Source organism: Thermomicrobium sp. CFH 73360 (genome assembly GCF_023806465.1).
GTDB lineage: Bacteria > Chloroflexota > Chloroflexia > Thermomicrobiales > Thermomicrobiaceae > Thermomicrobium.
The window spans coordinates 553,811-579,885 of sequence record NZ_JAMSLS010000001.1 but is presented as its reverse complement, the minus strand read 5'-3'; the positions used below and the strand labels follow the sequence as shown (position 1 = coordinate 579,885).

At 61.2% G+C, this 26,075-nt stretch carries 24 protein-coding genes; 8 read left to right on the top strand and 16 right to left on the bottom strand.

Annotation, left to right across the window (positions count from 1 at the left end; genetic code table 11):
• The first annotated feature begins 441 nt into the window (after window positions 1-441).
• Genes sucC through NET03_RS02600 form a run of 3 tightly spaced genes read left to right on the top strand, consistent with a single transcriptional unit; the run spans window position 442 to window position 3,144 of the window.
• Window positions 442-1,578: an ADP-forming succinate--CoA ligase subunit beta gene (gene sucC, locus NET03_RS02610; RefSeq protein ID WP_252127329.1), complete on the top strand. Its 1,137-nt coding sequence runs from the start codon at window positions 442-444 to the stop codon at window positions 1,576-1,578.
• A 15-nt stretch (window positions 1,579-1,593) separates the two neighbouring features.
• Window positions 1,594-2,469, top strand: coding sequence for a succinate--CoA ligase subunit alpha (gene sucD / locus NET03_RS02605; protein WP_252127328.1), 876 nt, complete (start codon window positions 1,594-1,596; stop codon window positions 2,467-2,469).
• A gap of 27 nt (window positions 2,470-2,496) precedes the next feature.
• Complete coding sequence (locus tag NET03_RS02600; protein ID WP_252127327.1) at window positions 2,497-3,144, top strand: class II aldolase/adducin family protein; 648 nt, start codon at window positions 2,497-2,499, stop codon at window positions 3,142-3,144.
• Window positions 3,145-3,195: 51 nt separating this feature from the next.
• Here the strand turns inward: NET03_RS02600 and NET03_RS13720 are convergent, their stop codons facing one another.
• The 3 genes from NET03_RS13720 to queC are packed head-to-tail and all read right to left on the bottom strand — an operon-like array spanning window position 3,196 to window position 7,544.
• The gene (locus NET03_RS13720; protein WP_252127326.1) at window positions 3,196-5,691 is read right to left on the bottom strand and encodes a YfhO family protein; all 2,496 of its coding nucleotides are present in this window, start codon (window positions 5,689-5,691) and stop codon (window positions 3,196-3,198) included.
• Window positions 5,692-5,710: 19 nt separating this feature from the next.
• Window positions 5,711-6,814, bottom strand: a complete 1,104-nt coding sequence (gene ychF, locus NET03_RS02590) for a redox-regulated ATPase YchF (RefSeq protein ID WP_252127325.1) — start codon at window positions 6,812-6,814, stop codon at window positions 5,711-5,713.
• A 10-nt stretch (window positions 6,815-6,824) separates the two neighbouring features.
• Window positions 6,825-7,544, bottom strand: a complete 720-nt coding sequence (gene queC / locus NET03_RS02585) for a 7-cyano-7-deazaguanine synthase QueC (RefSeq protein ID WP_252127324.1) — start codon at window positions 7,542-7,544, stop codon at window positions 6,825-6,827.
• A gap of 71 nt (window positions 7,545-7,615) precedes the next feature.
• Here queC and NET03_RS02580 point away from each other — a divergent pair, with 71 nt between their 5' ends.
• Window positions 7,616-8,140 (top strand): metal-dependent hydrolase, encoded by a 525-nt coding sequence (locus NET03_RS02580; protein WP_252127323.1) that lies wholly within the window; start codon window positions 7,616-7,618, stop codon window positions 8,138-8,140.
• Between the two features lie 41 nt (window positions 8,141-8,181).
• Window positions 8,182-8,535, top strand: a complete 354-nt coding sequence (locus NET03_RS02575; protein ID WP_252127322.1) for a hypothetical protein — start codon at window positions 8,182-8,184, stop codon at window positions 8,533-8,535.
• A gap of 14 nt (window positions 8,536-8,549) precedes the next feature.
• Here the strand turns inward: NET03_RS02575 and NET03_RS02570 are convergent, their stop codons facing one another.
• The gene (locus tag NET03_RS02570) at window positions 8,550-10,211 is read right to left on the bottom strand and encodes a ribonuclease J (protein ID WP_252127321.1); all 1,662 of its coding nucleotides are present in this window, start codon (window positions 10,209-10,211) and stop codon (window positions 8,550-8,552) included.
• 109 nt (window positions 10,212-10,320) lie between these two features.
• Here NET03_RS02570 and NET03_RS02565 point away from each other — a divergent pair, with 109 nt between their 5' ends.
• The 3 genes from NET03_RS02565 (at window position 10,321) to NET03_RS02555 (ending at window position 13,473) form a co-directional block, all read left to right on the top strand.
• Complete coding sequence (locus NET03_RS02565) at window positions 10,321-10,998, top strand: phosphoribosyltransferase (protein WP_252127483.1); 678 nt, start codon at window positions 10,321-10,323, stop codon at window positions 10,996-10,998.
• Between the two features lie 523 nt (window positions 10,999-11,521).
• Window positions 11,522-12,274, top strand: coding sequence for an alanyl-tRNA editing protein AlaXM (alaXM, locus tag NET03_RS02560; protein WP_252127320.1), 753 nt, complete (start codon window positions 11,522-11,524; stop codon window positions 12,272-12,274).
• Window positions 12,271-13,473 (top strand): aminotransferase-like domain-containing protein, encoded by a 1,203-nt coding sequence (locus NET03_RS02555; RefSeq protein ID WP_252127319.1) that lies wholly within the window; start codon window positions 12,271-12,273, stop codon window positions 13,471-13,473. Before alaXM ends, NET03_RS02555 begins: the two co-directional genes overlap by 4 nt.
• Window positions 13,474-13,921: 448 nt before the next feature.
• Here NET03_RS02555 and NET03_RS02550 read toward each other — a convergent pair whose 3' ends face one another.
• From NET03_RS02550 to NET03_RS02495, 12 genes are all read right to left on the bottom strand, one after another.
• On the bottom strand, window positions 13,922-15,115 hold the full coding sequence (locus NET03_RS02550; protein ID WP_252127318.1) for a class I SAM-dependent rRNA methyltransferase: 1,194 nt from the start codon (window positions 15,113-15,115) through the stop codon (window positions 13,922-13,924).
• Window positions 15,116-15,176: 61 nt separating this feature from the next.
• On the bottom strand, window positions 15,177-16,106 hold the full coding sequence (locus tag NET03_RS02545) for a GNAT family N-acetyltransferase (protein ID WP_252127317.1): 930 nt from the start codon (window positions 16,104-16,106) through the stop codon (window positions 15,177-15,179).
• 27 nt (window positions 16,107-16,133) lie between these two features.
• Window positions 16,134-17,618, bottom strand: coding sequence for an NADH-quinone oxidoreductase subunit N (locus NET03_RS02540; protein ID WP_252127316.1), 1,485 nt, complete (start codon window positions 17,616-17,618; stop codon window positions 16,134-16,136).
• 13 nt (window positions 17,619-17,631) lie between these two features.
• A complete protein-coding gene (locus NET03_RS02535) occupies window positions 17,632-19,218 on the bottom strand; it encodes a complex I subunit 4 family protein (RefSeq protein WP_252127315.1) in 1,587 nt (528 codons plus the stop codon).
• Window positions 19,219-19,241: 23 nt separating this feature from the next.
• Window positions 19,242-21,143, bottom strand: coding sequence for an NADH-quinone oxidoreductase subunit L (nuoL, locus tag NET03_RS02530; protein ID WP_252127314.1), 1,902 nt, complete (start codon window positions 21,141-21,143; stop codon window positions 19,242-19,244).
• A gap of 13 nt (window positions 21,144-21,156) precedes the next feature.
• A complete protein-coding gene (gene nuoK / locus NET03_RS02525; protein ID WP_252127313.1) occupies window positions 21,157-21,465 on the bottom strand; it encodes an NADH-quinone oxidoreductase subunit NuoK in 309 nt (102 codons plus the stop codon).
• Window positions 21,462-22,187 (bottom strand): NADH-quinone oxidoreductase subunit J family protein, encoded by a 726-nt coding sequence (locus NET03_RS02520; protein WP_252127312.1) that lies wholly within the window; start codon window positions 22,185-22,187, stop codon window positions 21,462-21,464. Before NET03_RS02520 ends, nuoK begins: the two co-directional genes overlap by 4 nt.
• Before the next feature lie 25 nt (window positions 22,188-22,212).
• Entirely contained in the window at window positions 22,213-23,238 is a 1,026-nt protein-coding gene (gene nuoH, locus NET03_RS02515; RefSeq protein ID WP_252127311.1) for an NADH-quinone oxidoreductase subunit NuoH, read from the bottom strand.
• A 30-nt stretch (window positions 23,239-23,268) separates the two neighbouring features.
• Window positions 23,269-24,498, bottom strand: a complete 1,230-nt coding sequence (nuoD, locus tag NET03_RS02510) for an NADH dehydrogenase (quinone) subunit D (protein WP_252127310.1) — start codon at window positions 24,496-24,498, stop codon at window positions 23,269-23,271.
• Window positions 24,495-25,109: an NADH-quinone oxidoreductase subunit C gene (locus NET03_RS02505; RefSeq protein ID WP_286207030.1), complete on the bottom strand. Its 615-nt coding sequence runs from the start codon at window positions 25,107-25,109 to the stop codon at window positions 24,495-24,497. Before NET03_RS02505 ends, nuoD begins: the two co-directional genes overlap by 4 nt.
• Complete coding sequence (locus NET03_RS02500) at window positions 25,109-25,678, bottom strand: NuoB/complex I 20 kDa subunit family protein (protein WP_353655747.1); 570 nt, start codon at window positions 25,676-25,678, stop codon at window positions 25,109-25,111. The genes NET03_RS02505 and NET03_RS02500 overlap by 1 nt, the downstream gene beginning before the upstream one ends.
• Window positions 25,669-26,028 carry an NADH-quinone oxidoreductase subunit A gene (locus NET03_RS02495; protein ID WP_252127309.1) on the bottom strand — a complete coding sequence of 120 codons (360 nt, stop codon included), beginning with the start codon at window positions 26,026-26,028 and terminating at the stop codon, window positions 25,669-25,671. The genes NET03_RS02500 and NET03_RS02495 overlap by 10 nt, the downstream gene beginning before the upstream one ends.
• Window positions 26,029-26,075: the final 47 nt, after the last annotated feature.

The following is a 26,075-nucleotide window of genomic DNA, read 5'->3' as shown; positions in this document are numbered from 1 at the left end:
CGCGTGCGCAGGCTCCCGTGCCAGGCAGAATCGGTAGCCACTTTGACGACGTTGACGCCACCTGGATGTTGCGAGGGCGCTGTAGGACGACGGAGGATGCAGTGCCCAGGCGGGGATACGCTTGGCCCGGATGCGGAATAGTCTGTCGTGATCACCTCGAGCAGCCCGTCGTGGTCAAGCTCACTGACACTCTGTGGAGTCAGCACGTTGCCGGTAGGTTTTTGCCAGCATCGTGACTCCGCGTTCCACGGTGGAAGCCGCGTCAGGCTGTGGTGCAAGGGGTTTGTTTATTGGGCAAGCCGAGGCATGTGCTCTGCTTGGCGTGTTGCCGCTTGGCCGGGGTGACTCGGCGCCCGTCGTCATTCTTGCTGAACAGACGCGCCGAAAGCACACTGGGCGCGTGGTATGATCGGCTCGGTTGTTGAGTCGAAGGGTGGGGCGATGGATCTCCACGAATATCAAGCGGCAGAACTGCTCACACGATATGGAATACCAGTGAACCGTGGCATACTGGCGCGAACTCCGGAAGAAGCGCGTGCGGCGGCCCAGCAACTGGGTAGCCGTGTCGTCGTGAAGGCGCAGGTCCACGCCGGCGGCCGTGGGAAGGCAGGCGGAATCCGGCTCGCGGACGATCCTGCTCAGGCTGAGGCGGTCGCTCGGCAGATCCTCGGCATGGACATCCGAGGGAGGATCGTCCGTAAGGTTCTCGTGGCACCGGCCGTTGCCTTTGAACGCGAATACTATCTTGGTGTTGTACTGGATCGGGACGCACGTCGTGTCGCGGTCATGGCGAGCAGTGCAGGTGGCGTTGATATTGAGGAAGTGGCACGTGAACGTCCTGAGGCCATTGTGCGAGAACATGCTGATCCATGCCTTGGTTTCCAGGACTTCCAGGCACGGCGGCTCGCCTTCCGGCTTGGGATTGAGCCGGACTTGGTGCGAGGATTTGCCGCTCTTGCGCGCCAGCTGTACCAGGCCTACGTCGACTGCGATGCCTCACTCGCCGAGATCAACCCACTCGTGCTGACGAGCGATCGCACGTGGCTCGCCCTCGATACGAAGGTTGTATTGGACGATAACGGGCTCATCCGCCATCCGGATCTGGCCGAACTCCGCGATCCTGAAGAAGAGGATCCGCTCGAGCGTGAAGCGCGACTTGCAGGTATTAGCTTTGTGCGACTCAATGGGACGGTCGGTTGCATCGTCAACGGTGCTGGGCTCTCGATGGCAACGATGGATGCGATCAAGCTGTATGGCGGAGAGCCGGCAAATTTCCTCGACATTGGTGGTGGAGCCTCGGTGCAGCGGGTGGCAGCGGCACTGCGTCTCGTCGTGGCAGACCCGAATGTCCGCGCAATCCTGGTGAACATCTTTGGTGGAATCACACGCGGTGACGTGGTCGCGCAGGGACTCCTTGAGGCGCTGCGTCAGGTTGAGGTGCGAGTACCGATGGTGATCCGCTTGGTTGGTACGAGACAGGAAGAGGGACGGCGGCTTCTCGAAGAGGCGGGATTGACCGTGGTGGACACGATGGAAGAGGCGGCGCAGCGTGCCGTTGCAGCGGCGCAGAGCCAGTGAGGTCGGGGGCAGGTGATGGCGATCCTGGTCGATACATCGACACGACTCCTGGTGCAAGGGATCACTGGGCGTGAGGGGTCGTTCCATACCCAGCAGATGCTCGAGTACGGGACGAACATTGTGGCCGGGGTGACACCTGGCCCTGGCGGGCGAGAAGTTCACGGTGTACCAGTCTTCAATACGGTCGCGGAGGCAGTTGCGGCAACTCAACCAAATGCCTCCTTCGTTGCGGTGCCAGCACCGTTTGCACCCGATGCCATTCTTGAGGCGGCCGAGGCGGGTATCCCTCTGATCATCTGTATCACCGAGGGGATCCCGGTGCTTGAGACGCTGCAGGTCTACCACGCGGTGCGTGAGCGAGGGGTTCGGCTGATCGGGCCGAATTGTCCAGGCCTGATCTCCCCTGGGAAGGCAAAAGTCGGCATCATGCCGGGCTTCATCCACACGCCGGGACCGGTCGGTATTGTCTCGCGAAGTGGGACACTCACCTACGAGGTCGTCTGGGCGCTGACGCGTGCCGGAATCGGTCAGTCGACAGCCGTTGGAATCGGCGGCGATCCGATCATCGGCACGTCGTTCATCGAAGTCTTGGAGCTTTTCCAGAACGATCCGGAGACGAGGGCGATTGTCCTCATTGGTGAGATCGGTGGTGCAGACGAGGAGGCGGCTGCAGCGTATATCCGCCAACACGTCACCAAACCCGTGGTCGGGTTCATTGCTGGACGCACGGCACCGCCCGGACGGCGAATGGGACACGCTGGGGCAATCATCAGCGGCGGAAGAGGGACGGCCGCGGAGAAGATCGCGGCGCTTGAAGCGGCGGATGTGCCGGTCGCCGAGCGACCAGCCCAGGTGGCGGATCTCATTCGCCGTGTGCTTGAGGGCGTCTGACAGCCCGGCACGGGAGGAAGGATCACTATGCCGGTTGAACTCGTGCCCCATCAGAGCCTCATCGCCTTGGGGCGGCTTGCCGGCAGCCGTGGCTATCTCTGGGGAACCGGTGGGAACCTCAGCCTGCGCCGAAGTGAGTCGCACTTCTTGATCACGATGCGTGGTACAGCACTCGACCAGCTCGATACCCAGGACTTTGTTCTAGCGCCGCTGCAAGGAGGGCCGGGCGAGCCGCCGGAGGCGTCGACCGAAATTCAGCTGCATCGCCGCATCTACCAGGCGCGTCCAGACGTCCGCTGCGTGATTCATCTCTCGCCCTTCTACACCACCCTCGTGGCCTGTACCGACATCGAACTCCCCACGGATCTTGTACCTGAGACGGCGCTCTATCTGGGTGAGATCGCCCGCGTACCGTATATCCAGCCGGGTACGGATGAGCTCGCCCGTGCCGTCGCTGAAGCCCTTGGCAAGGATCGCTGGGTCGCGATGATGGCAAACCATGGTGTTGTCACGGTGGGTGAGTCACCACTGGATGCATTTCGGCGCGTCGAGGTGTTGGAGTTCCTGTGCCGCCTTGTGGTGACGGCACGCAGTGCGGCGATGGAGCTCCACCGCATCGGCGAGGAGGCGGTTGCGGCACTCCGGCAGAGCTACGGCGCGAAGGCCCGTTGGTAGCGGACACTGTGGTTGAGCTGACTCGACCTCGCATGAGGACGGTTCAGGGTATCAGCGGTTGCGCTGGCTCGGCTCGCTCGTGATGGCATGTGATGCCTCGGCCGGAGCAAGGGATGGTTGAGCGCCCCGTGAGACGGCCGAGAGCCGACGAACAGCAATGTCACGTGTGAGTGCGAGCAACAGTATGGCCCCACCAACGCTCGCCGCGAGCAGCCCCCACCCAAGAAGCGGTGGTTGGTAGCTAAAGATGACAGTGTGCTCGCCCGCCGGAACCCAGACAGCTTGGTAAATTCCGTCGGCAAGAGCTATCGGGACGGGCGTCCCGTCAAGCTGTGCGTGCCAACCAGGATCAGCCGATACTGCGACGACGAGGTACGCTGGTGCGCTCACCTGGACACGAACGTTTAGCTGGTTTGGCCCGTCCCAAGCGATCTGGGTGCTACCGGTCGCGGTGGGGTCGGGCGGTGGTAACGGACCAGTGAGCAGAAGCTCCCGTCGCGGGTCAAAGTCGGGTTCGCAGAGGCGCGCGAGCGCAGCCTCAAGACTGGTCACGGTGGCGTTCGTGGTCAGCCAGGCGCGTGGCAGCGCGTCGGGATTCTCCCAGAGCACGAGCCCTTCCGCACTCGTGATTTTCTCCTGGAAACGTGTTCCGGGTGGGACAGCCTCAGCAGATGTAAGGAGGAACCGCACGTTCAGGAGATCGAGCAGTGGGCGCTGCGGCGCACTCCGAGCGCAGTCCAGGATCTTTGCGTAGGCTGCCGGTTGCATCGGGTCGTAGAGCCCACCAGCGTCTTCCAGCGCGTGGACGGCTGCAGCGCTCGGCTGCCACCGGATGGAGAGGGAGAGCAGACGCCAAGGCCCGTCCTGGTGGGAAGCGCTGCGAACGCTTTCCACTACGTTCGGATGACGGTAGTCCACGAGCAGGTCATCTGGCGTGGGGTTGAACGGGGCAGTCGCACTGAAGAGATCAAGTGTTACGAAGATGATCCCAACCAGTAAGCTGACCGTTGTTGGGAGTTGCTTCGAATGTGCCCAGAGCCAGAGGGTCGTCAATGCAAGCCAGAGAAGTGCAAGGAGTACTCCATCTAACGCAATGATCGCTCGTGGAGGTGGCGTGGCAGTGGCAACAATAGACAGCAGTAGGAGCGGTGTTATCACGAAGCTGAGTGCAGCAATGGTGACAGCGAGACCGCGTTGCAGAAGTCCCAGACTGTTTCGTGAGGTGTTAGTGAGAGCAGCCAGGCCAAGCGCTGCGAGCAAGGCGAAAGTGAGGTCAACAAAGAGGAGTGTGCGGGCTGGTGCGCGCAGCAGATCAGCGAACGGTAGGAAGCGATAGATCCAACCGTGCAGCGGCGTGCTGGGACCAAGCGCGTGCAAGAGTGCCAGTAATCCAAGACCACCCAACGCCCAGCGGAGTGGCTCGCGACTCCAAACAAGGCCGAGACCGGCCAGGAGTAGCGTAATAATCCCCGCATAGCCCCACACTTCCCCACTGGCCCAACTTCCCCACCAGTTAGTCGGGTTATCACCCCAGAGGCGTGGGAGGACAAAGGAGAGCAACGCAATTGGCTGAAGTGCAAACTCGCTTGCCTGCTCGTAACTCAGCCCGCCGGCCCGGACCGATCGCCGTGCGAGTTCGAGTGCGGGAAGTAGCGCTGGTGCAGCGAGCAAGAGCCCACTGGTAACGCCAAGCCCGGCGCGGAGCCCCTCGGCCACGAGTGCTCGAAGGGCCAAAAGCCATTCCGAGTGTGCGTGCTCAGTGATCCCTTGCCAAAACCGGCGGAGCTCCTGGCCATGCCAGGAGATGAGACAAGCGAGCCACCAGAGGCCACTTGCCAGGAGACCATAGAAGAGTGTCTGTTGATGGCCGCCGGTTGCGAGGAGAAAGGTCGCCAGCGCGATCCCGCCCACCCAGCGCCAGTGTTGCGTTGCAACGAGACGGGCAAGCGCGAGCCACAGCCACGGGATCCAGACAGCGGTTGCGAGCATCGAGTAGTGTCCGAGGTGAGCGACGAGAAAACCGCTGTAGGGGAAAACAATTCCAGCAGCGAGGCTCGGGATCCGACCGAGGGAAAGCCCATAACGTGCAAGTGCATAGGCCCCCAGGCTCGCAATTGCGTAGTGGACGAGTACCAGGAGTTCGAGCGCCCCGTAGTTGAACGGCCGCGCCAGTAGCCAGGCAAGCCAGTTCGGCGGGTAGAGGATTCCGGTTTGGTAATTGGCCCAGTGGGGTAGACCACTGAAGAGTGTCGGGTTCCAGAGGGGCAAATATCCCTCTTGTACTGTGCGAGCTGCAAAGGCGTGAAGCGGGAAAAAGAATGAGGCGAGATCGCCACCGCCACGTGGTACGGAAGCAGGCGTCGTCAACGGGCGCCAAAAGAAGAGGAGCCAGGCGAGCGCGAGTGCGCCGGGCGCAGTAAGTTCCCCGGCCAGGCGGCGACGCCAGCGCCAGACGGCAACGATTGCCGCAATCCAGAGCATGGCGGTCAGGAGAATGAGCCAACTCGGGAGCAGTCCAGCCGTTCGTGGTCCAAGATCCACGCTCACCGTGCGGCCCCCGCGGGAATCAGACGTTGAACAGGATGTGGACGATGTCTCCGTCCTGAACGACGTACTGGCGACCTTCGAGACGCAGCGCGCCGAGCTTCCGTGCCTCTGCGAGCCCACCAGCACGGACGAGATCGTCATAATGGACGACCTCGGCGCGAATGAAGCCTTGCGCAAGATCGGTGTGGATCGCGCCGGCCGCCTCGACAGCGGTTGCTCCGCGGCGGATTGTCCAGGCACGGACTTCGTCGGGGCCAACGGTAAAGAAGGAGATGAGTCCGAGCAAGCGATATGAAGTACGGATGACGCGGTTTCGTGCTGGCTCGACGATCCCTAGTTCTCGCATAAAGATGGCTGCCTCGTCAGGGGCGAGCTGGGCCAGTTCGGCCTCGAGCTTTCCTGGCAAGGCCTCGACCGCGACACCGGGGCCAGTAACACGCTCGCTTGCGGCTGCGAGGAGTGTTTCGGCTTCGGGGAGTCGTTCTTCGCCAAGATTGAGCAGGATAAGGAGCGGCTTCTGCGTCAGGAAGCCGAAGCCACGGAGGAGCTTCTCCTCGTCGGGAGCGAGCTCGACGGCTCGGATTGGTGTCCCTTCGCTCAGTGCGCGGTGTAGACGTTCCAGAACCGCACCTTCGCGTTCGTGCACCTCGCGCTCTGAGCCGCGGAGCTTGGGAATCATTTGGCGGATCCGCTGCAGGCGCTTGTCCACCATGGCAAGGTCGACGAAAAGGAGTTCCATGTCGATGGTGGCAATGTCACGCAGTGGATCGACCGAGCCTTCCGGATGAGGAACGGTGGGGTCATCAAACGCGCGGACGACATGGACAAGTGCGCTCGCCTGCTGCAAATAGCCAAGGAGGCGGCCGCTGAGTCCGCGTTCGTGAATCCCTTTCGCCAGCCCGGCGACATCCCAGTACTGGATCTCGGCCGGAACGGTGCGACGTGGCTGGAACATCTCGGTGAGCGCATCAAGCCGCGGATCAGGTACCTTGACGGTAGCCAAGTTCGGTTCGTCCTCGACACCACTGAAGGTACCAGTTGCTGCGCTCGCGCCGGTCAACGCGTTGAAGACCGTTGTCTTGCCACTCTGCGGAAGCCCGATCAATACGAGCTGGACTGGCATGCAACCTCCCTCATCTGTCCACCGCGCCTGTTGTACCACGAGGCGCTGCGGGAGGCGCGAGAAGCGGGTCGGGAACACCTACTTCCGCGAAGGCGCGTGCTCGTAAGCGGCAAGAATCGCACTGTTGGCAGGGCCACTCGCCCCCACGGTAGCAAGACCAGGTGAGGCCGTAGTCAACTCCAAGACGCAGGCCCAAGCGGATGATCGCTGACTTCGGCACGTCTAAGAACGGTGCGAGGATGGGGATGCGCCGGCCAGTCTCGACGAAGCGGCGCGAGGCGAGATCAGCCGCCTGCTGGTAGGCCGCGAGGAACTCCCCGCGACAGTCAGGATAGCCGCTGTAGTCGACCTGGCTGACAGCGAGAGCCACGGCGTCGGCATCGATTGCCTCGGCGTAAGCGTGGGCGACGGCAAGGAATATGAGGTTACGGACAGGGACGTAGGTTGACGGGATTCCGCTTGTCGGCTGCGAGGGAATCTCTCCGGTGCCAAGGAGCGAGGAGCCGCCCCACTGAGCGAGATCAAGCGTCAGGATCCGGTGCTCGGCAAAACCGAGTCGCTGTGCGACAGCCTGCGCCGCCAGGAGCTCGCGTTCGTGACGCTGGCCGTAGCGGAATGAGAGACCGTAGAGCTGGAAGCCGTATGCGTGGAGGAGATACGCAAGTGTTGTGCTGTCAAGACCTCCAGAGAGGAGGACAACAGCGCGGCGTGGCAATGTGTTGCTTTCCACCCTTGTCTCCTTCCGGGTTCTCCGCAGTTCTCGCATCTCGAGTATGCTCGGCTTGGGAAGTGGGGGTGAGGATGCGACACTGGACTCTTAGCGGTGCAGCGTGGGTTGCAACAGTCATGGCCCATCGGATCTGGAGCGAAGCACCGCCGGGCACACTCCGCCGCGGGTTGAGCGATGCTGCCTCACATGCTGCACTCGCGCTTGCGACGACGCTACCGCTTGCGAGCCGCGTCAGGGCTCCGGCGCGTGTGCTCGCGGGGGCGCTGGTCGGTGCGTTGGCGATCGATCTCGATCACGTTGTTGCGGCGCGTTCGCTCCAATTGCGGGCCTGCATGACCATGCCGAGCCGCCCACCCACGCATTCGGCAGTGACGGCCGGCTTGTTGGTGGGTTGGGCGTTCCGCTGGGATCATCCGTTTGGTCTCGGTTTAGGACTCGGCTTGGGATCGCACCTGGTGCGCGATCTGGCGACCGGAGGTGCGCCACTCTTCCATCCAGCCCGTATCGTCACGCTTCCAGAGCGGTGGATATTTCCACTCACGCTGAGTCTTGGAGCAGTGGGATGGTGGCTCTCTAGTCGATTACCAAACGCATAGTCATGTCTCTGTGCTAGGATTGCGCGTGGGAAGGAGGGAGAATGGGGACGATTGTCGCGATCCATGGGGCGCTCGGCGAATCGCTCGCGATTGTCTATCTCCTGATCGCTCTTGGGAGCTACCTGCGGCGGCGACAGGGTGGTCTGCCGATGTGGCTGGTTGGCATCGCGCACCTGTTGATTGCGCTGCAGGTCGTGCTGGGCACAATCCTCTATATTCGGGCGCCGCAGGTGATCAGTATCTGGCACCCGATCACGGGCTACCTGGCGCTCCTCGCATTGGGGTTGAGTGTTGTCTTGCGCAATCGCCTCGGGCGAGCGAACAGCCAAGCACTGTCCGCGCTCATCGTCATGGCGCTGGTGATCGTCAACGTACTGATTGCGCGTCTTCGCTAAACAGTTGAGTTGCTTCACAACTCGCTGATGAGCGGGAGAATGAGCGGACGGAACTTGGCCCGGCGATAAAGCTGGCGTCCGAGTACGCTTTTTGTGCGACTGACCAGGTAGCCGTGGCTGAAGCCGCCCTTTTGCTTGGCCAGAAACCGCTTGAACTCTTCAGTGACCTTGGCCAATGTTTCCGGACTGACCTTCCCGTTGAGTCCCCGCGCTGTGACTTCAGGACCGGCAATCAGTTTGCCGGTCTCGCGGTCGATGACAAAGGCGGCGATGATGACGCCGCTCGCTGCCACTTCGTCGCGGCGTCGCAAGAGAGCGTGCGTCGGGGTGACAAAATCGACGAGCACCGGGCCACAGTCGACAGTACCCTCACGCCGTGCGTCTTCTCGGCTGAAGCTCAACACACTCCCAAGTTCGGGGATGATGACCCGTTCCGGAAGATAACCCAGTTCAAGTGCAAGTTCTCGGTAAAGCGCCAAATGCCGGTACTCACCGTGTACCGGCACACAGAAGCGTGGGCGAAGCAGTCTCAACATATGCTTGAGTTCGTCGCGACTGGCGTGTCCCGAAACGTGGACAGTCGGCTCGATATCCGGGTAGATAACCTTAATGCCCATGCGAAAGAGCTGGTCGATCGTCTCGCTGACGGTTTGCTCATTGCCAGGGATGGGCGTTGCCGAGAAGATGACGAGGTCACCCGGTGTGAGGCGGATATGTGGATGATCGCTACTTGCGATCCGTGCGAGCGCTGCGGTTGCCTCACCCTGGCTACCAGTCGTCAAGAGCATTGCTTGCTTGCGCGGCAAGGTCATGGCGATCTCAAGCGGAACAATCACTTCAGGCGGCGGCTTGAGATAGCCAAGCTCCTGCGCAATCCGTGTACTCTGCTCCATGCTGCGGCCAGAGATCGCCACTTTTCGCCCATGTCGATATGCCGCTCGGATCGCCTGATCAATCCGGGTGATGTTGGAGGCGAATGTCGTCAGGACGACACGACCTTCGGCTGCGCCGATGATCCGGTCGAGTGTCTCGCTGACCACGGCTTCGGAGGGTGTCCGACCTGGCCGCTCGACGCGTACTGCGTCGGAGAGGAGCACCAGGACTCCCTCGCGACCGATCTGCTTGAGCCGTTCCTCATCAGTCCTCGGTCCGAGTGGAGGTGTGGGGTCGAACTTGTAGTCGCCAGTATGGACGACCCAGCCGAGCGGCGTCTTGAGCGCAATGGCGTAGCTTCCCGGAATACTATGGGTGACAGGAATGAACTCTACCTCAAAGTGCGCACCGAGACGATACCGCTTCCGCGGTTGGACGACCCGGAAGTCAGCGAGCTTGGGATCGCTGTAGTCCTCGATCTTCGCCCGCGCATACGCGATGGCGAGTTCCGAGCCATAAATTGGGACTGGTGCGATCCCTTTCAACTCGTTCAGGATGAACGGGATCCCACCGATGTGATCCTCGTGCCCGTGGGTGAGGAGGATGGCGCGGAGCTTGGAGAGGCGTTGCTTGATATAACCGACGTCGGGGATAATCAGATCAACTCCACGGAGATCCTCTTCGGGGAATTTGGCGCCGGCGTCGATGACAATCATGTCGTTCCGGTACTCGTAAACGGTCATGCTCTTCCCGATCTCGCCGACGCCGCCGAGCGGGATGATCCGAAGACGTGGTTTGGCCATGTACCGTTCCTCCGCTGATAAACGCGGCGCTCGCAGGGTCGCCGCACGATTGCGTCAATCATAGCTGAGGAAGACACTGTGACGAGCAGTACGGAGGTGGGGGTGGGTGATGTTTCGAGATCGTTTCGATGCAGGACGACAGCTCGCTGAGCGCTTGCGCGACCTTGCAGGACAAGCTGCGATCGTGCTGGCTTTGCCGCGCGGGGGTGTTTTGGTGGGGTATGAGATTGCGCGTGCACTCCGCCTTCCCCTGGACGTCATCCTGACGCGCAAGATTGGAGCTCCGTTTAATCCAGAATATGCGATCGGTGTCGTGGCCGAAAATGGTTTCGTCTCCGTGAATCAAGAAGAAGTCGCACTGGGAGTGGCCACCGAGGAGTATATTCGGCGTGTCGTGCCCAAACTGATGGCGGAGCTCGAACGGCGTCGCCAGCTGTATCGCGAGGGACGGCCACTTCCGGACCTGGCTGGGAAGACAGCGATTCTTGTCGACGATGGGGTCGCGACCGGGTTTACGATGTTGGGGGCAATCGCTGCGGTCCGCGAGCAACATCCGGAACGGATCATCGTCGCCTTGCCAGTGGCGCCGCCCTCGACAGCGGAACGTCTGCGCCGTGAGGTTGACCGCATTGAAGTGCTACTCATGCCCGAACCGCTCGATGGTGTTGGCGCCTGGTACCAAGACTTCCACCAGGCGAGCGACGAAGAGGTCCTGGAACTCTTGCGGCGCGCTCGCGAGATGCTGGCGGAGTTCGACGGACAGATACCAGAAACTGAGGCATCTTGAGTGTCGTCGGAAGGCTGCTGCGGATTGTCCTGCAGGGGTGCGTGCGCTGTTGGTCCGCCGTGCTGTGTCCAATCTCTCGTGAACGTGGGAGGGATGTTCTCTGCGGTACCACGATCGATGACACAACGAGTTGTTGTCTCAAGTGCACCGTGCCAGGAGGTGCATTCCTCCCGAGCAATCCCGCTCGTACCCCCCATGCCGAGCAGCCAAGCCACGAGAGACGTTCCTCACCACTTGTGTGGGTGATCTTTGTGGGCGCGAAGTGGTTGCCCTGCTGGTGTGAGGGTGATGTCGTGACGCATGCCCTTCTCGGTCGCTTTCTGTCTGGGAGCTGCGGGAAGAGTTAGGCGAAGGTGAAAGATGGTAGTGTCAGACTGCGGCCGTGAGCTCCGTTGCATCTGTTCTGGAAACGCAACACACCGTGACTGAAGTCGTACGGTGCGTGACATCCGAACCCAGCTGCTAGCAGCCCTTGCGTTTGACGGTCGCTGGTGTGCGTCCTATCATCGCGGCGGGGGGTACAATGCCGGTGACGGAGCTCTTGTACCTTGACGACAGCTACCTCCGTGAGTTCGATGCAACAGTCGTCGCGGTGACGCCTGACCATGGGGTCGTCCTCAATCGGACGGGATTCTATCCGGGCGGTGGAGGGCAGCCACACGATACCGGTGAGCTCATTGCTCCAGACGGTCAACGGTGGCGCGTTGTTTCGGTGCGGCGTGGAGCGGCTGCAGACGAACTTGTCCATCTGCTTGACCGAGTGCCGCCACCAATTGGTACACCCGTGCATGGCGTCCTTGACTGGGAGCGGCGCTACCGGTTGATGCGCTTTCACACTGCGTTGCACATTCTCTCGGCGGTGGTCTACCGCGAGTATGGCGCGCTGGTGACAGGCGCGGCACTGGACGTCGACAAGGCACGGATGGATTTCGAATTAGAGGATCTGGCACCGGAACGGGTGGCGCAGATCGAGGCGCTCGCCAACGAGGCGATCAGCCGCGGCCTGCCAGTACGCTGGTGGATGATCCCGCGGGAGGAAGCAGAGTCCATTCCGGATTTGATCCGCACGAAGATCAATTTACTTCCGCCGTCAATCCAGCAGGTGCGGGTCGTGGCAATCGAGGGACTGGATCTCCAGGCTGACGGTGGCACGCACGTACACAATACGCTGGAGGTCGGCGGGATCCGGGTGGTTGGGACACGCTCGAAGGGACGCAGGAACAAGCGAATCGAGATCGAGCTTGTGGATGGGCCCGAGCGAATGGAGGAAATGTGAGGCTTTCTTGGGACAGGATTCTGGCAAAGCGCGTCGCCGCGTTCCGCCCGTGCATTCGGACAGATTTTTCACGCCTTTCTGCTCCGCCAGACACGATTCATTTCACTGGTGGTGCGCCGCCGGTTGAATGCTTACCGACCGAACCGCTTGCCGAAGAACTCGCACGTGCCTGGCGTTCCGAGCCAACAGCGCTCTGGTATGGCGAGACCGAGGGGTATCGGCCGCTTCGCGAGGCGATTGCCGCTCGGCTCGCACGTCGGGGAGCAGTAGTCGATCCGGACACGATCCTGGTTACGCAAGGGGCCCAGCAGGCGATCGATCTTGTGGCGCGTCTCCTGCTCGAGCCAGGAGATCGGGTCCTGGTTGAAGGGCCGACCTACTTCGGCGCGCTACAGGTCTTTGAGCCGTACGCGGTGCGGATTGAGGCGGTTCCGCTCGATGAGGAAGGCGTGCAACTCGAACGGCTCGAAGAGTTGTTGGCTCGCCAGCCGCGGCCGAAGTTGTTCTACACAGTTCCCACGTTCCAAAACCCGGCTGGCGTGACGATGTCGCTGGAAAGGCGGCGAGCGGTCGTTGAACTTGCCGAGCGCTACGGCGTCCCGATTGTCGAGGACGATCCCTATGGGGATCTCTGGTACGAGACGGTACCACCACCACCGTTGCGTGCGTTCTCTGAAGACGTGCTCTCGCTGGGGAGTTTCTCCAAGACGCTTGCTCCCGGTCTGCGTGTCGGTTGGCTTGTCGCGCCTCGTTACTTGATGAAGCCGCTGATCGACGCGAAGGAAGCCGCTGATATTCAGTCTGACCGGCTTCTCCAGCGTGCGATCGCTGCCGTGATTACCAGCCCCTGGTACGAGGAGCATCTGACGGCGGCACGGCGAGTCTATGGCACACGTTGTCGGACGCTTGCCGATGCGCTGGCGCGGGAACTCGGTGATCTGGCGACGTGGCGGCTGCCGGGTGGTGGCTTCTTTCTCTGGGTAACGCTCCAGGGTGACGTAGACAGTGCGGCGCTGTTACCGCACTGCGCCGCAGCTGGGGTGACCTACGTGCCCGGCTCGGACTTCTATCCAGACCACCGTCCGAGTCCAAGCTTCAGGCTTGGTTTCACGACGCTCTCAATCGAGGCGATGCTTGTCGGCGCGGAACGGCTGGGGCGAGCACTTCGGGCAGCACTCGTCGAGGCCGCGGGTCGCTGAGGAGTGCTTGGTTCGTTGTAGGGGCTGAGCGTGTTTCTGCCTGCTCCTCGGCGGTTCTTCCTGGGATAAGGTTTGATTGGTGCATGGCGTGCCGGGCATTCAGGGTCTCGTACTCGTGATGTTCCTGACGGCACCGACGGTTTGTCCTTTCGTCGTGGTGATCACGGTGACCCGTTTGGTCCTGATCCGCATTGACCATGCGTGCGAGTTTCCGTCTGGTGTGGGTACAGATTTCCTGTGGCTCGCGGCTGAGCGGACAACTCCTCTTGCCGATCCACCCCTCCGAGCGGCCGAGGTGAGAAGGACAGAAAGTTCTTCGAGCCGGAGGACTGTCGTCGGTGATTTAGGCCAGGATCGAGGGGGTGGCGCGATTGAGCTTTGGGGATCATCGGTGAGGAAGACCCCGCGAAGGGATTGCCGAGCGGTGATCGCGCACAGGCGCGTTCCTTCACCAGACGCGGCAGATGAGTCCTTTGAGATACTCGCCTTCGGGGAACGACAGACGGACTGGATGGTCAGGGGCTTGTCCCAGACGCTCGAGAATCTGGACCTCACGGTCAGCATCCTCGGCGGCAGCGAAGACGATCTTCTGGAAGAGATCCGCGGAGACCAGGCCTGAACAGGAGAACGTGACGAGAATTCCGCCTGACTCGAGAAGGTGAAGTGCCTGCAAGTTGATGTCTTTGTAGCCGCGTGCCGCGCGTTCCAGATGCGCTTGCACAAAGGCAAATTTGGGTGGATCGAGGATCACAGCCTGGAAGCGGCGCCCACTGGCACGGAACTGGCGGAGAACCCGAAAGGCATCGCCTTCGACGTTCTCGAAGCGACTGGCAGGGAAGCCATTGAGCTGCACATTGGCGGCCGCATCGGCGAGTGCCTCGGCAGACGTATCCAGATTCACCACAGATTCCGCACCGGCGGCGAGTGCGTACACTGCGAAGGCACCGGTATAGGAAAACGCGTTCAGTACTCGTGCCCCCGCAAGATAGGGAGCAACGCGCCGCCGGTTCTCGCGTTGGTCGAGGTAGAAGCCAGTCTTTTGCCCGTGCCGGATGTCGACGCGGAACAGGTACCCATGCTCCCGGATGACGATTCGTTCCGGCGGTATCTCCCCATGGCGTACACCATCCGCAGGGGGTAACCCCTCCTTCGCCCGCACATCCAGATCACTGCGCTCGTAGATCCCAGTGGGGCGGCAGCGCTCGGTGAGGATGCGCACCAGGAGTTCCTTGCGCCGCTCGATGCCGAGTGTCAGCGACTGGATGACGAGAAAGTCTCTGTAGCGGTCGACGAGGAGGCCTGGGATCCAATCACTCTCAGCATAGACAAGTCGGTAGGCGTCGGTGATCTCGTCGAGTCTCAGGAGGTGCCGTGCGGCGAGTGCGCGGTCGATGCGGCGTTCCCAGAACGACTCGTCGATCGCTTCCTCAGGGTTCCAGGTGAGGAGCCGGACGATGATCTGGGAACGGCGGTTGAGGTATCCGCGAGCGAGCCATTCGCGGTCGCTGCTATAGACATCGATGATTTCGCCGTCCTCGATGCGTCCTTCCAGCTCAGCGACCGCGCCGGAGAAGATCCAGGGGTGGTGGCGACGCACTGGACGATCGTGACCAGGTTTCAAAATGAGACGTGGGTGTCTCATGAGGTACTCGCGCTCCTGCGGTCAGGTATCAGTCAGGAACTTGCTCCGCCTGGAGAGGCTCTTAGGCAATTGGCAGCGTAGCCATCTGATAGGTGCGCCACACGTGAGCACCAGCGCGACCGTAGAAGGTGGCGAGCTCGGTCCAGTCGATCACGACCCAGCGTGCGCCAGTCCGGCGCAGCTGCTCAAGTGCTCCACGCACCATAGCCAGGCCGAACCCTTGTTTGCGATGCGCGGCGGCAATGCCGAGCGGACCAAGACCAGCGACTGCGCCCGGCAAGGCTTGGGCCCAGAAAAGGCTTGGCGGAGGTGGCCACTGGCCGGGATGATGGGTTGCGGCGAATCCGATGAGTTCGTGGTTGCGACGTAGTCCGAGAACAGTCGCGCCCGCCTCGTAGGCCTCGGTGACGTCAATTTCCCACTCACCAGGGAATTCTCGGGCCAGGAAAGAGAGCATCTCGTCGCGAGGTGCTGGTTCAAGAGTGACGCCCTCCGGCCAGTTGATGACGAGAGAGGGTAATGTGAGATCGACAAGAAGGTCATGGAAAACTTCGCGCGGGAATGCGCCTGCTCGTCCCAGGAACTGCCAAGTAGCAAGTGGCGCTGTGGTGGGAATACCAGGGACAAGGTGGCCTGGTCCTCCACCAAAGACGAGCGCATGGTACCCGTGTGCCCTGGCGTGAGCAGTTGCCTGGGCAAGGAGCGTGCGGCCAATGCCTTGGCCACGCACGGACCGGGCAACGACGAAGAAGGTGACGAATCCGACGCCCTGTGGGAACCAGGCAAGTGAGGGGAGCCGCACAAGGAGAGCTCCAACAACACGCTCGCCTTGGCGTGCGACCCATCCTGCTGCCGGTTCACGCGGAGCTGGCCGCCAACGCTGGAGCAGGAGTTCAGGCGAGAGCGGTAGATGATTCCCGAACTCCTCGTTCCAGAGTTTGGCGATGGCAGTTGCATCTTCGTCCCGATAAGGTTCAATTGCCCAGCTCATCATGCCCCCGAACGGGCTGCTACCATCTCAGGTGAGCGCGGCCGGCCAGTGTTGTGCCAACTCGAGGATTGGGCCGGAAACCAGGCCCAGCGCAAGGGTTGCGACGGCCATGAGGGTGAGCCCAAGCCCGAGCAGCGGAGTTCGGACCGGGCGCCAGGTGCCCCCCGGTTCCTGGAAGTACATCTGAGTGACGACACGCAGATAAAAGAAGGCAGACACAGCGCTCATCACAACGATAGCGACAGCGAGCCAGAGCTGCCCAGCTTCAATCAGTGCGAGGATCACGTAGTACTTCGCATAGAACCCGAGCAGCGGAGGCATCCCCATCAACGAAAGCATGAAGATCGCCATGGTGAGTGCTGCGAGTGGGGCCCGTCCTGCGAGGCCAGCAACGTCGTCGAGCGTCGTTCCCAGCCCGCGCTCTTGAAGCCAGGCAATGACGCCGAAAGCGCCGATGTTCATAAAGGCATACGCAAAAAGATAGAAGAGAACACTACCCACACTACGGTCGCCTGCGAGTCCGTTGGTGAAGGCTGCAAGGCCGGCCAACATATAGCCGGTGTGGCCAATAGCTGAATACCCAAGCATCCGCTTGAGGTCGCGCTGAGCGATAGCCACGACATTGCCGTACACCATGGTGATGAGGGCGAGAATCCCAAGGAGCCCTGCCCACTGGTCGCTCAATGGCTGCAGTGCTTGAACCAGAACCCGTGCCACAGCGGCGAAGCCAGCGACCTTGGGGACAACCGACATGTAGGCGGAGACGGGAGTCGGCGCACCCTGATACGCGTCTGGCGTCCACATGTGGAACGGGACGGCCGCGATCTTGAAGCCCAACCCAACTGCCAGGAGCAGCAGCGCAAGCAGGAGCGCGGGATCGAGTGGCTGGCCAGGCGTGACAACCGTCCGCAGCGTGTGGGCAATATCGCTGAGTACGATGCTGCCAGTTAGTCCGTAGACCCAGGCCATGCCATAAATGAGGATGGCACTGGCGAAGGCACCCAACAGGAAGTACTTGAGCGCTCCTTCGACGCTGGTCAGGCGTCGCCGCGCGAAGGCAGTGAGGGCGTAGACGGCAACGGCGCTCATCTCGAGGCCAAGCAGGAGGACGATCAAGTCACCAGCGGCGCCCACGACCATCGTTCCGAAGACAGAGAAGAGCAGCAAGGCGAGATATTCAGCGAGGCCGACACCAGGCTCGAGTCCAGACTCGGTGTATCCGGCCGAGACAAGGACAGAGAGGATCCCCGAGACGAGTGCGATGAGCGAAACAACCAGCGCGAACCAGTCGGCACGATAGCTGACACCGAACGTGGTGGCTCCCTGCCCCCAATCAACGGTCGCCAAAGAGACGAGTGCGAGGAGCTGGCCAACCAGCGCGAGTGGAAGCGCTGTCTTGCGAGCCGCACGCTCGCTCACGGCATCAATGGCAAGCAGAAGGACGATCGTGCCAAGGACGATTAATGGTGGGACGAGCAATGACCACTCGGGTGCGACGAGGCGCAACGGCATCGTCGATCTCCCCTCACATGCTCTCGCCGGTTACGGCGGCGAGGATCGCGCGTACCGAAAGCTCGATCATGTCGAGCACTGGCAGCGGGTAGACGCCTATCCAGAGCGTGAGCAGTGCCAGGGGCGCGAGCGTCAGTGCTTCGCGCCAGGTCACATCTGGGAACGTGCGCGGATCGGGCGTATGCTGGTCCGTGTCACCGCCACCAGCGACCGGTGGGACACCCTGGGTGATGGCCATGCGGAGTTCTGGGTCGTCTGGATCAGGTGGTTCACCAGGAGCCCGGACGAGTGCGACACGCTGATACACCCGGAGCATGTACCAGGCGGCGAGGATAACGACCACCGTTCCGAGCACGCCAGCCCAGCGGTAGCTGCGGAAACCTCCCAGAAGTGTGAGGAACTCACCGACGAAACCGCTGAGGCCGGGAAGACCGAGAGAGGCGAGGGCAAAGAACCCGAAAAATGCCGCGAAAATCGGCATGTTGCGGGCAAGGCCACCAAATGCGGCGAGTTCACGGGTGTGCGCCCGCTCGTACAGTACGCCGACGAGAAGGAAAAGCGCGCTGGTCACAAAGCCATGGCTGAGCATGACCACCATGGCGCCACTGAGTCCCTGCTGGTTCAGTGCGAAGATGCCGAGCGTCACAAAGCCCATATGACTGACGGAGGAATATGCCACGAGCTTCTTGAAGTCGCGCTGGACGAGCGCCATGAGTGCACCATAAAGGATGGCGATCACCGAAAGCACGACGATGGCCGGGGCCCAGCGCTGCGTCGCTTCTGGGAAGAGCGGCAAGTTGAAGCGGAGGAATCCGTACCCCCCCATTTTGAGAAGTACCCCGGCCAGGATCACGGAGCCTGCAGTCGGAGCCTCGACGTGGGCATCAGGAAGCCAGGTATGGAACGGCCACATAGGGACCTTGATTGCGAAGGCGAGAAAGAAGGCGAGGAACGTCCAGAACTGGAAGGTCGAACTGTAGGTGCCCTGGGCGAGTTCCAGGACATCCAGTGTGCGGATGCCGGTCTGCTGGAAGTACTCCTGGTAGAGAGCAACGATCCCCACCAGCATCAGAAGGCTTCCGGCCAGCGTGTACAGGAAGAACTTCACCGCGGCGTAGACACGGTTGGCGCTACCCCAAATCCCAATGATGAGCGCCATAGGGATCAGCACGATCTCCCAGAAAACGTAGAAGAGGAAAAGATCAAGACTGACAAAGACCCCCAGCATGCCGGTTGCCAGGAGCAAGAGCGTTATATAGTACTCGCGGACGCGATGACGGATTGGATCCCAGGAGGCGATGACAGCGATGAGGGTGAGGAGCGTGGTAAGTCCGACCAGCGGTGCGCTAATCCCGTCCACCCCCAGCCGGTAGGCGATGCCGAGCTCCGGTAACCATTCGAAACTCTCTGTGAATTGCATGCCGGCTCGGCCGGGGTCGAAACGAAGGAGCATTGCCAGCGAAAGGGCAAAGGATACTCCGCTTGCAACGAGCGCAATCCAGCGCACAGCTCGTGCCGAGGCATTCCCCCACAGGAAGAGAATGACTGCCCCGACAAGCGGGCTGAAGGTGATCAGACTTAAGATCGGCAACCGTTCCACCGCTCACTCCCCTGCGCCAGCGTTCAACGGAAGAGCGTACTGCCGAAAGCCAGATATATCCCGACCAGCAAGACCGTGCCGAGGGCGATCGCCAACGCATAGTTGGCCACCAGCCCCGTTTGGAGGCGTCGCCACATCTGTGCTGTCAAAGCGACGATGCGAGCTGAGCCGTTCACTGCACCGTCGATGATGCCGACGTCGACCGTGCGCCACAGCCAATTCGCTGCGGCATCGAGCGGTCGGACAACAGACCGCTGGTAGAAGACGTCAAAATACCACCCGTTGGCAGCCAGTCGATACAGCGGACCAAGGCGCTCCGCCACCGCAGCAGGTGAGATTGTCCCACGGACGTAGGCCGCATGAGCCGTCCAAAGACCGGCAAGCGCGACGAGTGTCGAGGCGAGAGCCATACCGAGCGTCAAGCTGAGTGAGACTTTGTGATGTGTGGCACTCTCGAAGACCGGCTCAAGGGCGTGGTGAATCCAGCCAGTTTCGGGAGGGACGCCAAGAAATCCAGTGACTGCTGCGCCGATTGCCAGGATCACGAGCGGCACCGCCATCGTTGCCGGCGGATCGTGTGGATGGAGTTCGTGTGGATCGAAGCGTGGCTGGCCGTGGAAGGTGAGAAAGACAGCGCGGAACATATAGAGCGCCGTGAAGAAAGCAGCTACCAGTCCGACGAGTGCGAGCAGCGGTGCACCCCCGACCCATGCGCCGACGAGGATTTCGTCTTTGCTCCAAAAACCAGCAAGTGGCACAATGCCGGCGTTAGCGGCAGCGCCGATCACAAACGTCCAGTACGTGAGTGGCATCCAGCGCTTGAGCCCGCCCATGCGGCGCATATCAAGCTCGTCGTGCATGGCGTGCATCACCGCGCCCGAACCGAGGAAGAGGAGGGCCTTGAAGAAGGCATGCGTGAGAAGGTGAAACATGGCGGGGATCCACGCCCCAACTCCGAGTGCGAGTGCCATATACCCAAGCTGACTCACAGTGGAGTAGGCCACCACGCGTTTTATGTCGAACTGCGTCGTCGCAATTGTTGCGGCCACAAAGGCGGTGAGTGCGCCGATCACTGCGACAACCCACAGAGCGATCGGTGAGGCAAGGAAGATCGGATGCGCTCGGGCAACCATGAAGATGCCGGCGGTCACCATCGTTGCTGCGTGGATCAGGGCCGAAACCGGGGTCGGTCCCTCCATAGCGTCTGGAAGCCATACAAAGAGCGGCAGTTGCGCGGACTTGCCGATCGCACCGGTGAAGAGGAGAAGAGCGATCGCCGTCACGGTGCCGGAGCTGAGCTGTGGTATGGCCTCAAAGACCGCGTGGTAATCAAGCGTGCGGAGACTAGTGAAGAGCAACATGATACCGAGTGCAAAACCAAAGTCACCGATACGGTTGACGACGAACGCCTTCTTTGCTGCTTCCGCTGCCGAGCGGCGACGGAACCAGAACCCGATGAGGAGATACGAGCACAGCCCAACCGCCTCCCAGAAGACGAAGAGCACGAGAAAGTTATTTGCCAGGACGAGCATCACCATCGAGAAGACGAAGAGCGGCAGCCAGGCAAAGAAGCGATAGTAGCCGGGGTCATGGTGCATGTAGCCGATTGAGTAGACGTGAACAAGGAAGCTCACGCCAGTGACAACGAGAAGCATCACCACCGTCAGTTGGTCGGCGACCAACTCCACCGGCACGTGAAATTCACCCGCTCTGATCCAGGTGTACAACGGCTGATGCAGGCGTTCATGGCGGCTGAGCACTGTCCACGCCGCAACGATGCTGGTCAGGAACGAGACTCCGACCGCTGGCACTGCAATCCAATGCGCGCGATGGCGGATCCACCATTTCCCGAACAAGAAGTTGATTACCGCCGCCAGCAGTGGTGCGAGCGGAATCACGACAAGCCAGTCGACTGTCCGTTCCATCGCTTCTCCCCGTTCATTCGCGGAGCTGGCGGAGTTCGTCGATGTCGACCGTATCGGCTCGGCGGGTGAGTGCCATCACGATCCCAAGCCCGACGACTGCTTCAGCCGCCGCGATGGCGATGACGAAGAGCGCAAAAACCTGGCCGGTCAGTTGATGAAGTTCCCACGCAAAGCCGATCAAGCTCACGTTAACCGCATTCAACATGAGCTCAATGCACATGAAAATGACCAAGATGTTGCGCCGGGTCAGGACACCGACCATGCCGATGATGAAGAGCGCCGCACTCAAGAGGAGAAAGTGCGTCGCCGAAAGTTCAGTCATGGCGTCCTCCACTCTCCCCAGGCAGGTTGCTCGGTGAACTCATTGGCCGAACGTGCCAAGACAATTGGCCGGCCACTGCCTGCCGGCTTGACCTGTCCGTCAGAAGGTCGCGGCAATGCAGGCGGGCGCTCCGGCTGGTCGAGGCCGCGCGGGTGAGCGAGCGAGATCGTCAGCGTCCGTCGTGCTGCTGCGACGCGCTCGCTGACCGCCTCTGGTCGTGCCAGAACGATCGCGCCGATGGTTGCCGCGAGGAGCAGCAGCGCGGTGAGCTGAATCGCCAGCATATAGTCCGAGTAGAGCGTCTGCCCTAACGCCTGAGTGTTTCCCCCAACTGCTGCCACTGCCTCGTCGGTCCAGGGGCCGGGAGCGCCGGAGAGGCTGCGTGTGAGGACGGCCGCGGCCACTTCGAGCAGCAAGGCCACTCCGAGGACAAGGCCGGTCACGATGCGGAGCGGGCGACGCCCATGGAACTCTGGGAGGTCATCAGGATGAACGAGCATCGTCACGAAGACGACGAGAACGATCACTGCGCCGGCATAGACGATCACCTGCACCACGGCTAAGAACTCAGCCCGCGCGATGAGATAGATCGCGGCGACGTTCAGAAACGACAGTACGAGCCCGATGGCGCTGTGTACCGGATTGCGCGCGATCACCACACCAAGGGCACCAAGAATGCTCACGCAGGCGAGTAGGGAGAAGATCAGCACTTGCAGCGACATGCCCGATTCTTCCTCTCCCCTTGCGTCACAGTGCCCCAATTCCCCAGAGGCGCACGAGTCCAGTCAGCCCGATGTTGAGGAGTGCGAGAGGCAACAACACCTTCCAGGCGAGCCCCATCAGTTGGTCATACCGGAATCGCGGTAGGGTTGCCCGAAGCCAGACATAGAAGAACAGGAAAAACAGCGCTTTGAGTGCAAGCCACCAGACACCGTCAGCGAATGGCCCGTCAATGCCGCCCACGAACAGCGTTCCTGCCAGGAGCGAGACAACGATCATGTTAATGTATTCGGCCAAAAAGTAGAAAGAAAAGCGGAAGCCAGAGTATTCGGTGAAGTATCCAGCCACAAGCTCAGTCTCAGCTTCCGGGAGGTCGAAAGGTGCGCGATTCGTCTCGGCCACTGCTGCGATGAGGAATAACGCGAAGGCGAGCGGCTGGGAGAGGATATACCAATTTGGCAAGGTGAGCGGGCCGATCACGAGTACCCGCTGCTGTTCGCGCAGGATGTCCTGGAGGCTGAACGATCCGGCGAGGATGAAGACGCCGACCAGTGAGAGCCCGAGGACAAGCTCATAGCTAATAACCTGCGCCGTTGAGCGCAGAGCCCCAAGCAGAGAGTAGCGGTTGCCAGACGCATAGCCGCCAAGAATGATGCCGTAGACGCCGATCGAGCCGAGCGCGAGCACGTAGAGCACTGCAACATTGATGTCCGCCACGAGCAGAGGAATCTCAAGGCCGAACAAGTGCAGGCTCTCGCCGAAGGGAATGACCGCAGCACCAAGAGGTGCAAGTGCGAACGAGAGAAGCGGTGCCACCAGGAAGACCAGCCGATCGGCGTTGGCCGGGACGATATCCTCTTTGGCGAGAAGCTTGATCCCGTCGGCAATCGGTTGCAAGAGGCCGAACGGGCCAGTGCGGTTCGGCCCGACCCGATGTTGCATCCGTGCCAGGACGCGCCGCTCAAACCACGTCATGTAAGCCATAAGGCCGAGCAGCACGTTCAGCAGTACAAAGCCCACAAAATAGCTCACCAGCAGTCGCTGCCAGTCCATCGCTTCCGTCGCCTCACCCGTCTCCCACCGTCAGCGGTCGACCGATCCGAGCACGATGTCAATCGTTCCGATGAGAGCGACAATGTCGGCAAGCATCGCGCCCTGCGCCATATACGGGAGCGACTGGAGATTGACGAAATCCGGGCTCCGAATACGCAGACGATAGGGGATCGGGCTCCCATCGCTGACGATGTAATAGCCGAGCTCCCCCTTCGAGTGCTCAACCGCGTGATAGACCTCGCCCTTCGGGGGGCTAAATCCCTTAATCACCCAGATAAAATGCCGCTGCATGTCCTCGGCCGTCGTCATCACGTTCTTGTGCGGTGGGATGACGTACTGCGACTCGTAGGCCATGAGCGGTCCATCGGTCGGTACCTGCTCGAGGCACTGCTCAATAATGCGAATCGACTGGCGCATCTCCTCGATGCGTACGAGGTACCTGTCATAGACGTCACCGTGTGTGCCCAGGGGAACATCGAACTCGACGCGGTCGTAAAGGAGATACGGCATCGCCTTGCGGACGTCATAGTTGACGCCAGAGCCGCGAAGGCAGGCACCGGTCAGGCCATAGTTGATGGCAACGTCTGGCTCGATGATCCCGACCCCCTTGGTGCGGGCGAGCCAGATCGGATTCTCCGTTAATAGATCCTCGTACTGCTGAATCGCCTTGGGAAAGTAACGACAGAACTCCCGCACCATCTCGGGGAGCTCCGGCGGGATCTCCCGCGAGAACCCGCCAATCTCCATCATATTGGTTGTCAGTCGCGCACCACAGAACTTCTCGAAGATGTCGAGGATCAGTTCACGGTCACGGAACGTGTACAGGGAAACGGAAAGAGCGCCGATATCGAGCGCATGCGTGCCGAGCCAGACGAGGTGCGAGGCTAAGCGTGTGAGCTCGGCCATGATCATCCGCCAGTATTGCGCACGCTCCGGAGCTTGGATACCACAGAGCTTCTCGACGGCGAGCACGTATCCGAGGTTGTTTGAGGGCGCAGCGACGTAATCCGTTCGGTCTGTCCATGGCACAAACTGGGCGTAGCGGTGTGACTCGCCGAGCTTCTCGACTCCACGGTGCAGGTAGCCAATGACGGGGTCGCAGGCGATCACCGTCTCACCCTCGAGAGTGAGGCGGATGCGCAGCACCCCGTGCGTACTCGGATGTTGTGGCCCCATGTTGAGAACAAGCTCACGTCGTGTCGGAGTGAGCTGCCGGACTTCGCTCAGGATAACCGGCGTGGACTGTGAAAAGTCGATCATGGCCCTGGCCTCCGCAGCGTGCCGCGGATCCGCGGTGCGGGCGATTCAAAGCCGGGCTGAACATAGTCGCGGTACCCGCGCAACGGATAGTCCTTGCGTAAGGGATGGCCCTCATCCCAATCCTCGGGCAGGAGGATACGGCGAAGATCCGGATGTCCTTCGAAGATGATGCCGAACATGTCGTAACACTCGCGCTCGAGCCAATTGGCTCCAGCAAAGATTGGCACGAGGGAGGGAACTGTCTCTCCGTCGTCGACGCCGCATTTCACCCGCAGTCGCTGACGACGTGGAATCGAGTAGAGCTGGACGACGACATCGAAGCGTGGTCGCTCACGCAGGTAGAGCATATCAACCGCGGTGATGTCGGTCAGGTGGTTGTAGCGGAGCTCCGGATGTGTCCGAAGGAACTCGACAACGTCACGCAAAGCGCGTCGATCGACGCGGATCGTCATCTCGTCACGGAAGACGGTCGCCTCGCGGAGGGCGTCCGGAAAGCGCTCGCGAATCAGACGGACCGCGGGGTGCTGCTCAGGGTCGGTTGGCCCCCAGTATCCGGTCGTGTCCCACGGACTTGTCGCCGTCGGCGCTGGGACCGGTCGCGGCTCGCTCATCATCGCGCTCCCGACGAGCGTGGGCCGAGTGCAGCGCGGGCAGCCTCACGCTGCTCTTGGCGGTCCGCCTCTGCAGCTTCGAGCCCGTACCGCTGCTTCAGCCGCTCATAGCGGATAATGCGGTTCTGTAGCTCCAGAACGCCATAGTAGAGTGCTTCCGGGACGGGTGGACAACCGGGAACATAGATATCGACCGGGATGACCTGGTCCACACCTTGCACAACCGCGTAGGTATCGAATGGCCCACCGACGTTGGCGCAGCTCCCCATACTGATCACCCACTTCGGATCGGCCATCTGGTCATAGAGCTGGCGCACGACCGGTGCCATCTTCTTCGTCACCGTGCCGGCCACAATCATGAGGTCAGCTTGGCGCGGAGAGGCACGGTAGAGCATGCCAAAGCGCTCGGCGAGGTCGAAGCGTGGCATGGCCGAGCTGATCATCTCAATGGCACAGCAAGCAAGTCCAAACTGAAGCCACCAGAGGCTAGAGCGCCGAGCCCAGCTGAAGACCCAGTCTGCCGTGGTGGTGATGATGTTGGGGTGACTCTGTACCGTGCTCATACCCATTCCAGGGCTCCTTTCCGCCATTCGTAGAGGAGCCCAATGAGCAGGATCCCAACGAACAGCGCGGCTTGGAGAAAGCCATAAAGCGCCAATGCGTCGAAGGCGACCGCCCAGGGATAAATGAAGATCGCTTCGACGTCAAAGACCACAAAGAGGAGGGCCACAAGATAGAAGCGTGGCGTGATGCGGCCGCGGGGTGGGTTTACATCCGGGACTCCCGATTCATACGGTTGGAGCTTGGCTGGCGTCGGCTTGCGCGGCCGAACAAAGTGACCAACGAGGATAAGGACCGTCCCCATCACTGTACTAGTGAGAACGAGCAACCCGATGACTGCGTAATCGACGAGCGACACCGATGCACCTCGCTCTCGTCTACCCCTCCCCGTCCGTTTGTGAAGGA

What these genes read in the sequence shown, in the direction of transcription:
- ychF (WP_252127325.1), bottom strand. Translation starts at nt 6,814, where the DNA reads ATGCCAGTCCAGCTCGTATTGATCGGGCTTCCGCAGAGTGGCAAGACA.
- NET03_RS02575 (WP_252127322.1), top strand. Translation starts at nt 8,182, where the DNA reads ATGGGGACGATTGTCGCGATCCATGGGGCGCTCGGCGAATCGCTCGCG.
- NET03_RS02545 (WP_252127317.1), bottom strand. Translation starts at nt 16,106, where the DNA reads ATGAGCTGGGCAATTGAACCTTATCGGGACGAAGATGCAACTGCCATC.
- NET03_RS02500 (WP_353655747.1), bottom strand. Translation starts at nt 25,678, where the DNA reads ATGGGTATGAGCACGGTACAGAGTCACCCCAACATCATCACCACCACG.
- nuoL (WP_252127314.1), bottom strand. Translation starts at nt 21,143, where the DNA reads ATGGAACGGACAGTCGACTGGCTTGTCGTGATTCCGCTCGCACCACTG.
- NET03_RS02505 (WP_286207030.1), bottom strand. Translation starts at nt 25,109, where the DNA reads ATGAGCGAGCCGCGACCGGTCCCAGCGCCGACGGCGACAAGTCCGTGG.
- NET03_RS02550 (WP_252127318.1), bottom strand. Translation starts at nt 15,115, where the DNA reads ATGAGACACCCACGTCTCATTTTGAAACCTGGTCACGATCGTCCAGTG.
- NET03_RS02580 (WP_252127323.1), top strand. Translation starts at nt 7,616, where the DNA reads ATGCGACACTGGACTCTTAGCGGTGCAGCGTGGGTTGCAACAGTCATG.
- NET03_RS02520 (WP_252127312.1), bottom strand. Translation starts at nt 22,187, where the DNA reads ATGTCGCTGCAAGTGCTGATCTTCTCCCTACTCGCCTGCGTGAGCATT.
- alaXM (WP_252127320.1), top strand. Translation starts at nt 11,522, where the DNA reads ATGCCGGTGACGGAGCTCTTGTACCTTGACGACAGCTACCTCCGTGAG.
- nuoH (WP_252127311.1), bottom strand. Translation starts at nt 23,238, where the DNA reads ATGGACTGGCAGCGACTGCTGGTGAGCTATTTTGTGGGCTTTGTACTG.
- NET03_RS02600 (WP_252127327.1), top strand. Translation starts at nt 2,497, where the DNA reads ATGCCGGTTGAACTCGTGCCCCATCAGAGCCTCATCGCCTTGGGGCGG.
- nuoK (WP_252127313.1), bottom strand. Translation starts at nt 21,465, where the DNA reads ATGACTGAACTTTCGGCGACGCACTTTCTCCTCTTGAGTGCGGCGCTC.
- nuoD (WP_252127310.1), bottom strand. Translation starts at nt 24,498, where the DNA reads ATGATCGACTTTTCACAGTCCACGCCGGTTATCCTGAGCGAAGTCCGG.
- NET03_RS02570 (WP_252127321.1), bottom strand. Translation starts at nt 10,211, where the DNA reads ATGGCCAAACCACGTCTTCGGATCATCCCGCTCGGCGGCGTCGGCGAG.
- sucD (WP_252127328.1), top strand. Translation starts at nt 1,594, where the DNA reads ATGGCGATCCTGGTCGATACATCGACACGACTCCTGGTGCAAGGGATC.
- NET03_RS02565 (WP_252127483.1), top strand. Translation starts at nt 10,321, where the DNA reads ATGTTTCGAGATCGTTTCGATGCAGGACGACAGCTCGCTGAGCGCTTG.
- NET03_RS02540 (WP_252127316.1), bottom strand. Translation starts at nt 17,618, where the DNA reads ATGCCGTTGCGCCTCGTCGCACCCGAGTGGTCATTGCTCGTCCCACCA.
- sucC (WP_252127329.1), top strand. Translation starts at nt 442, where the DNA reads ATGGATCTCCACGAATATCAAGCGGCAGAACTGCTCACACGATATGGA.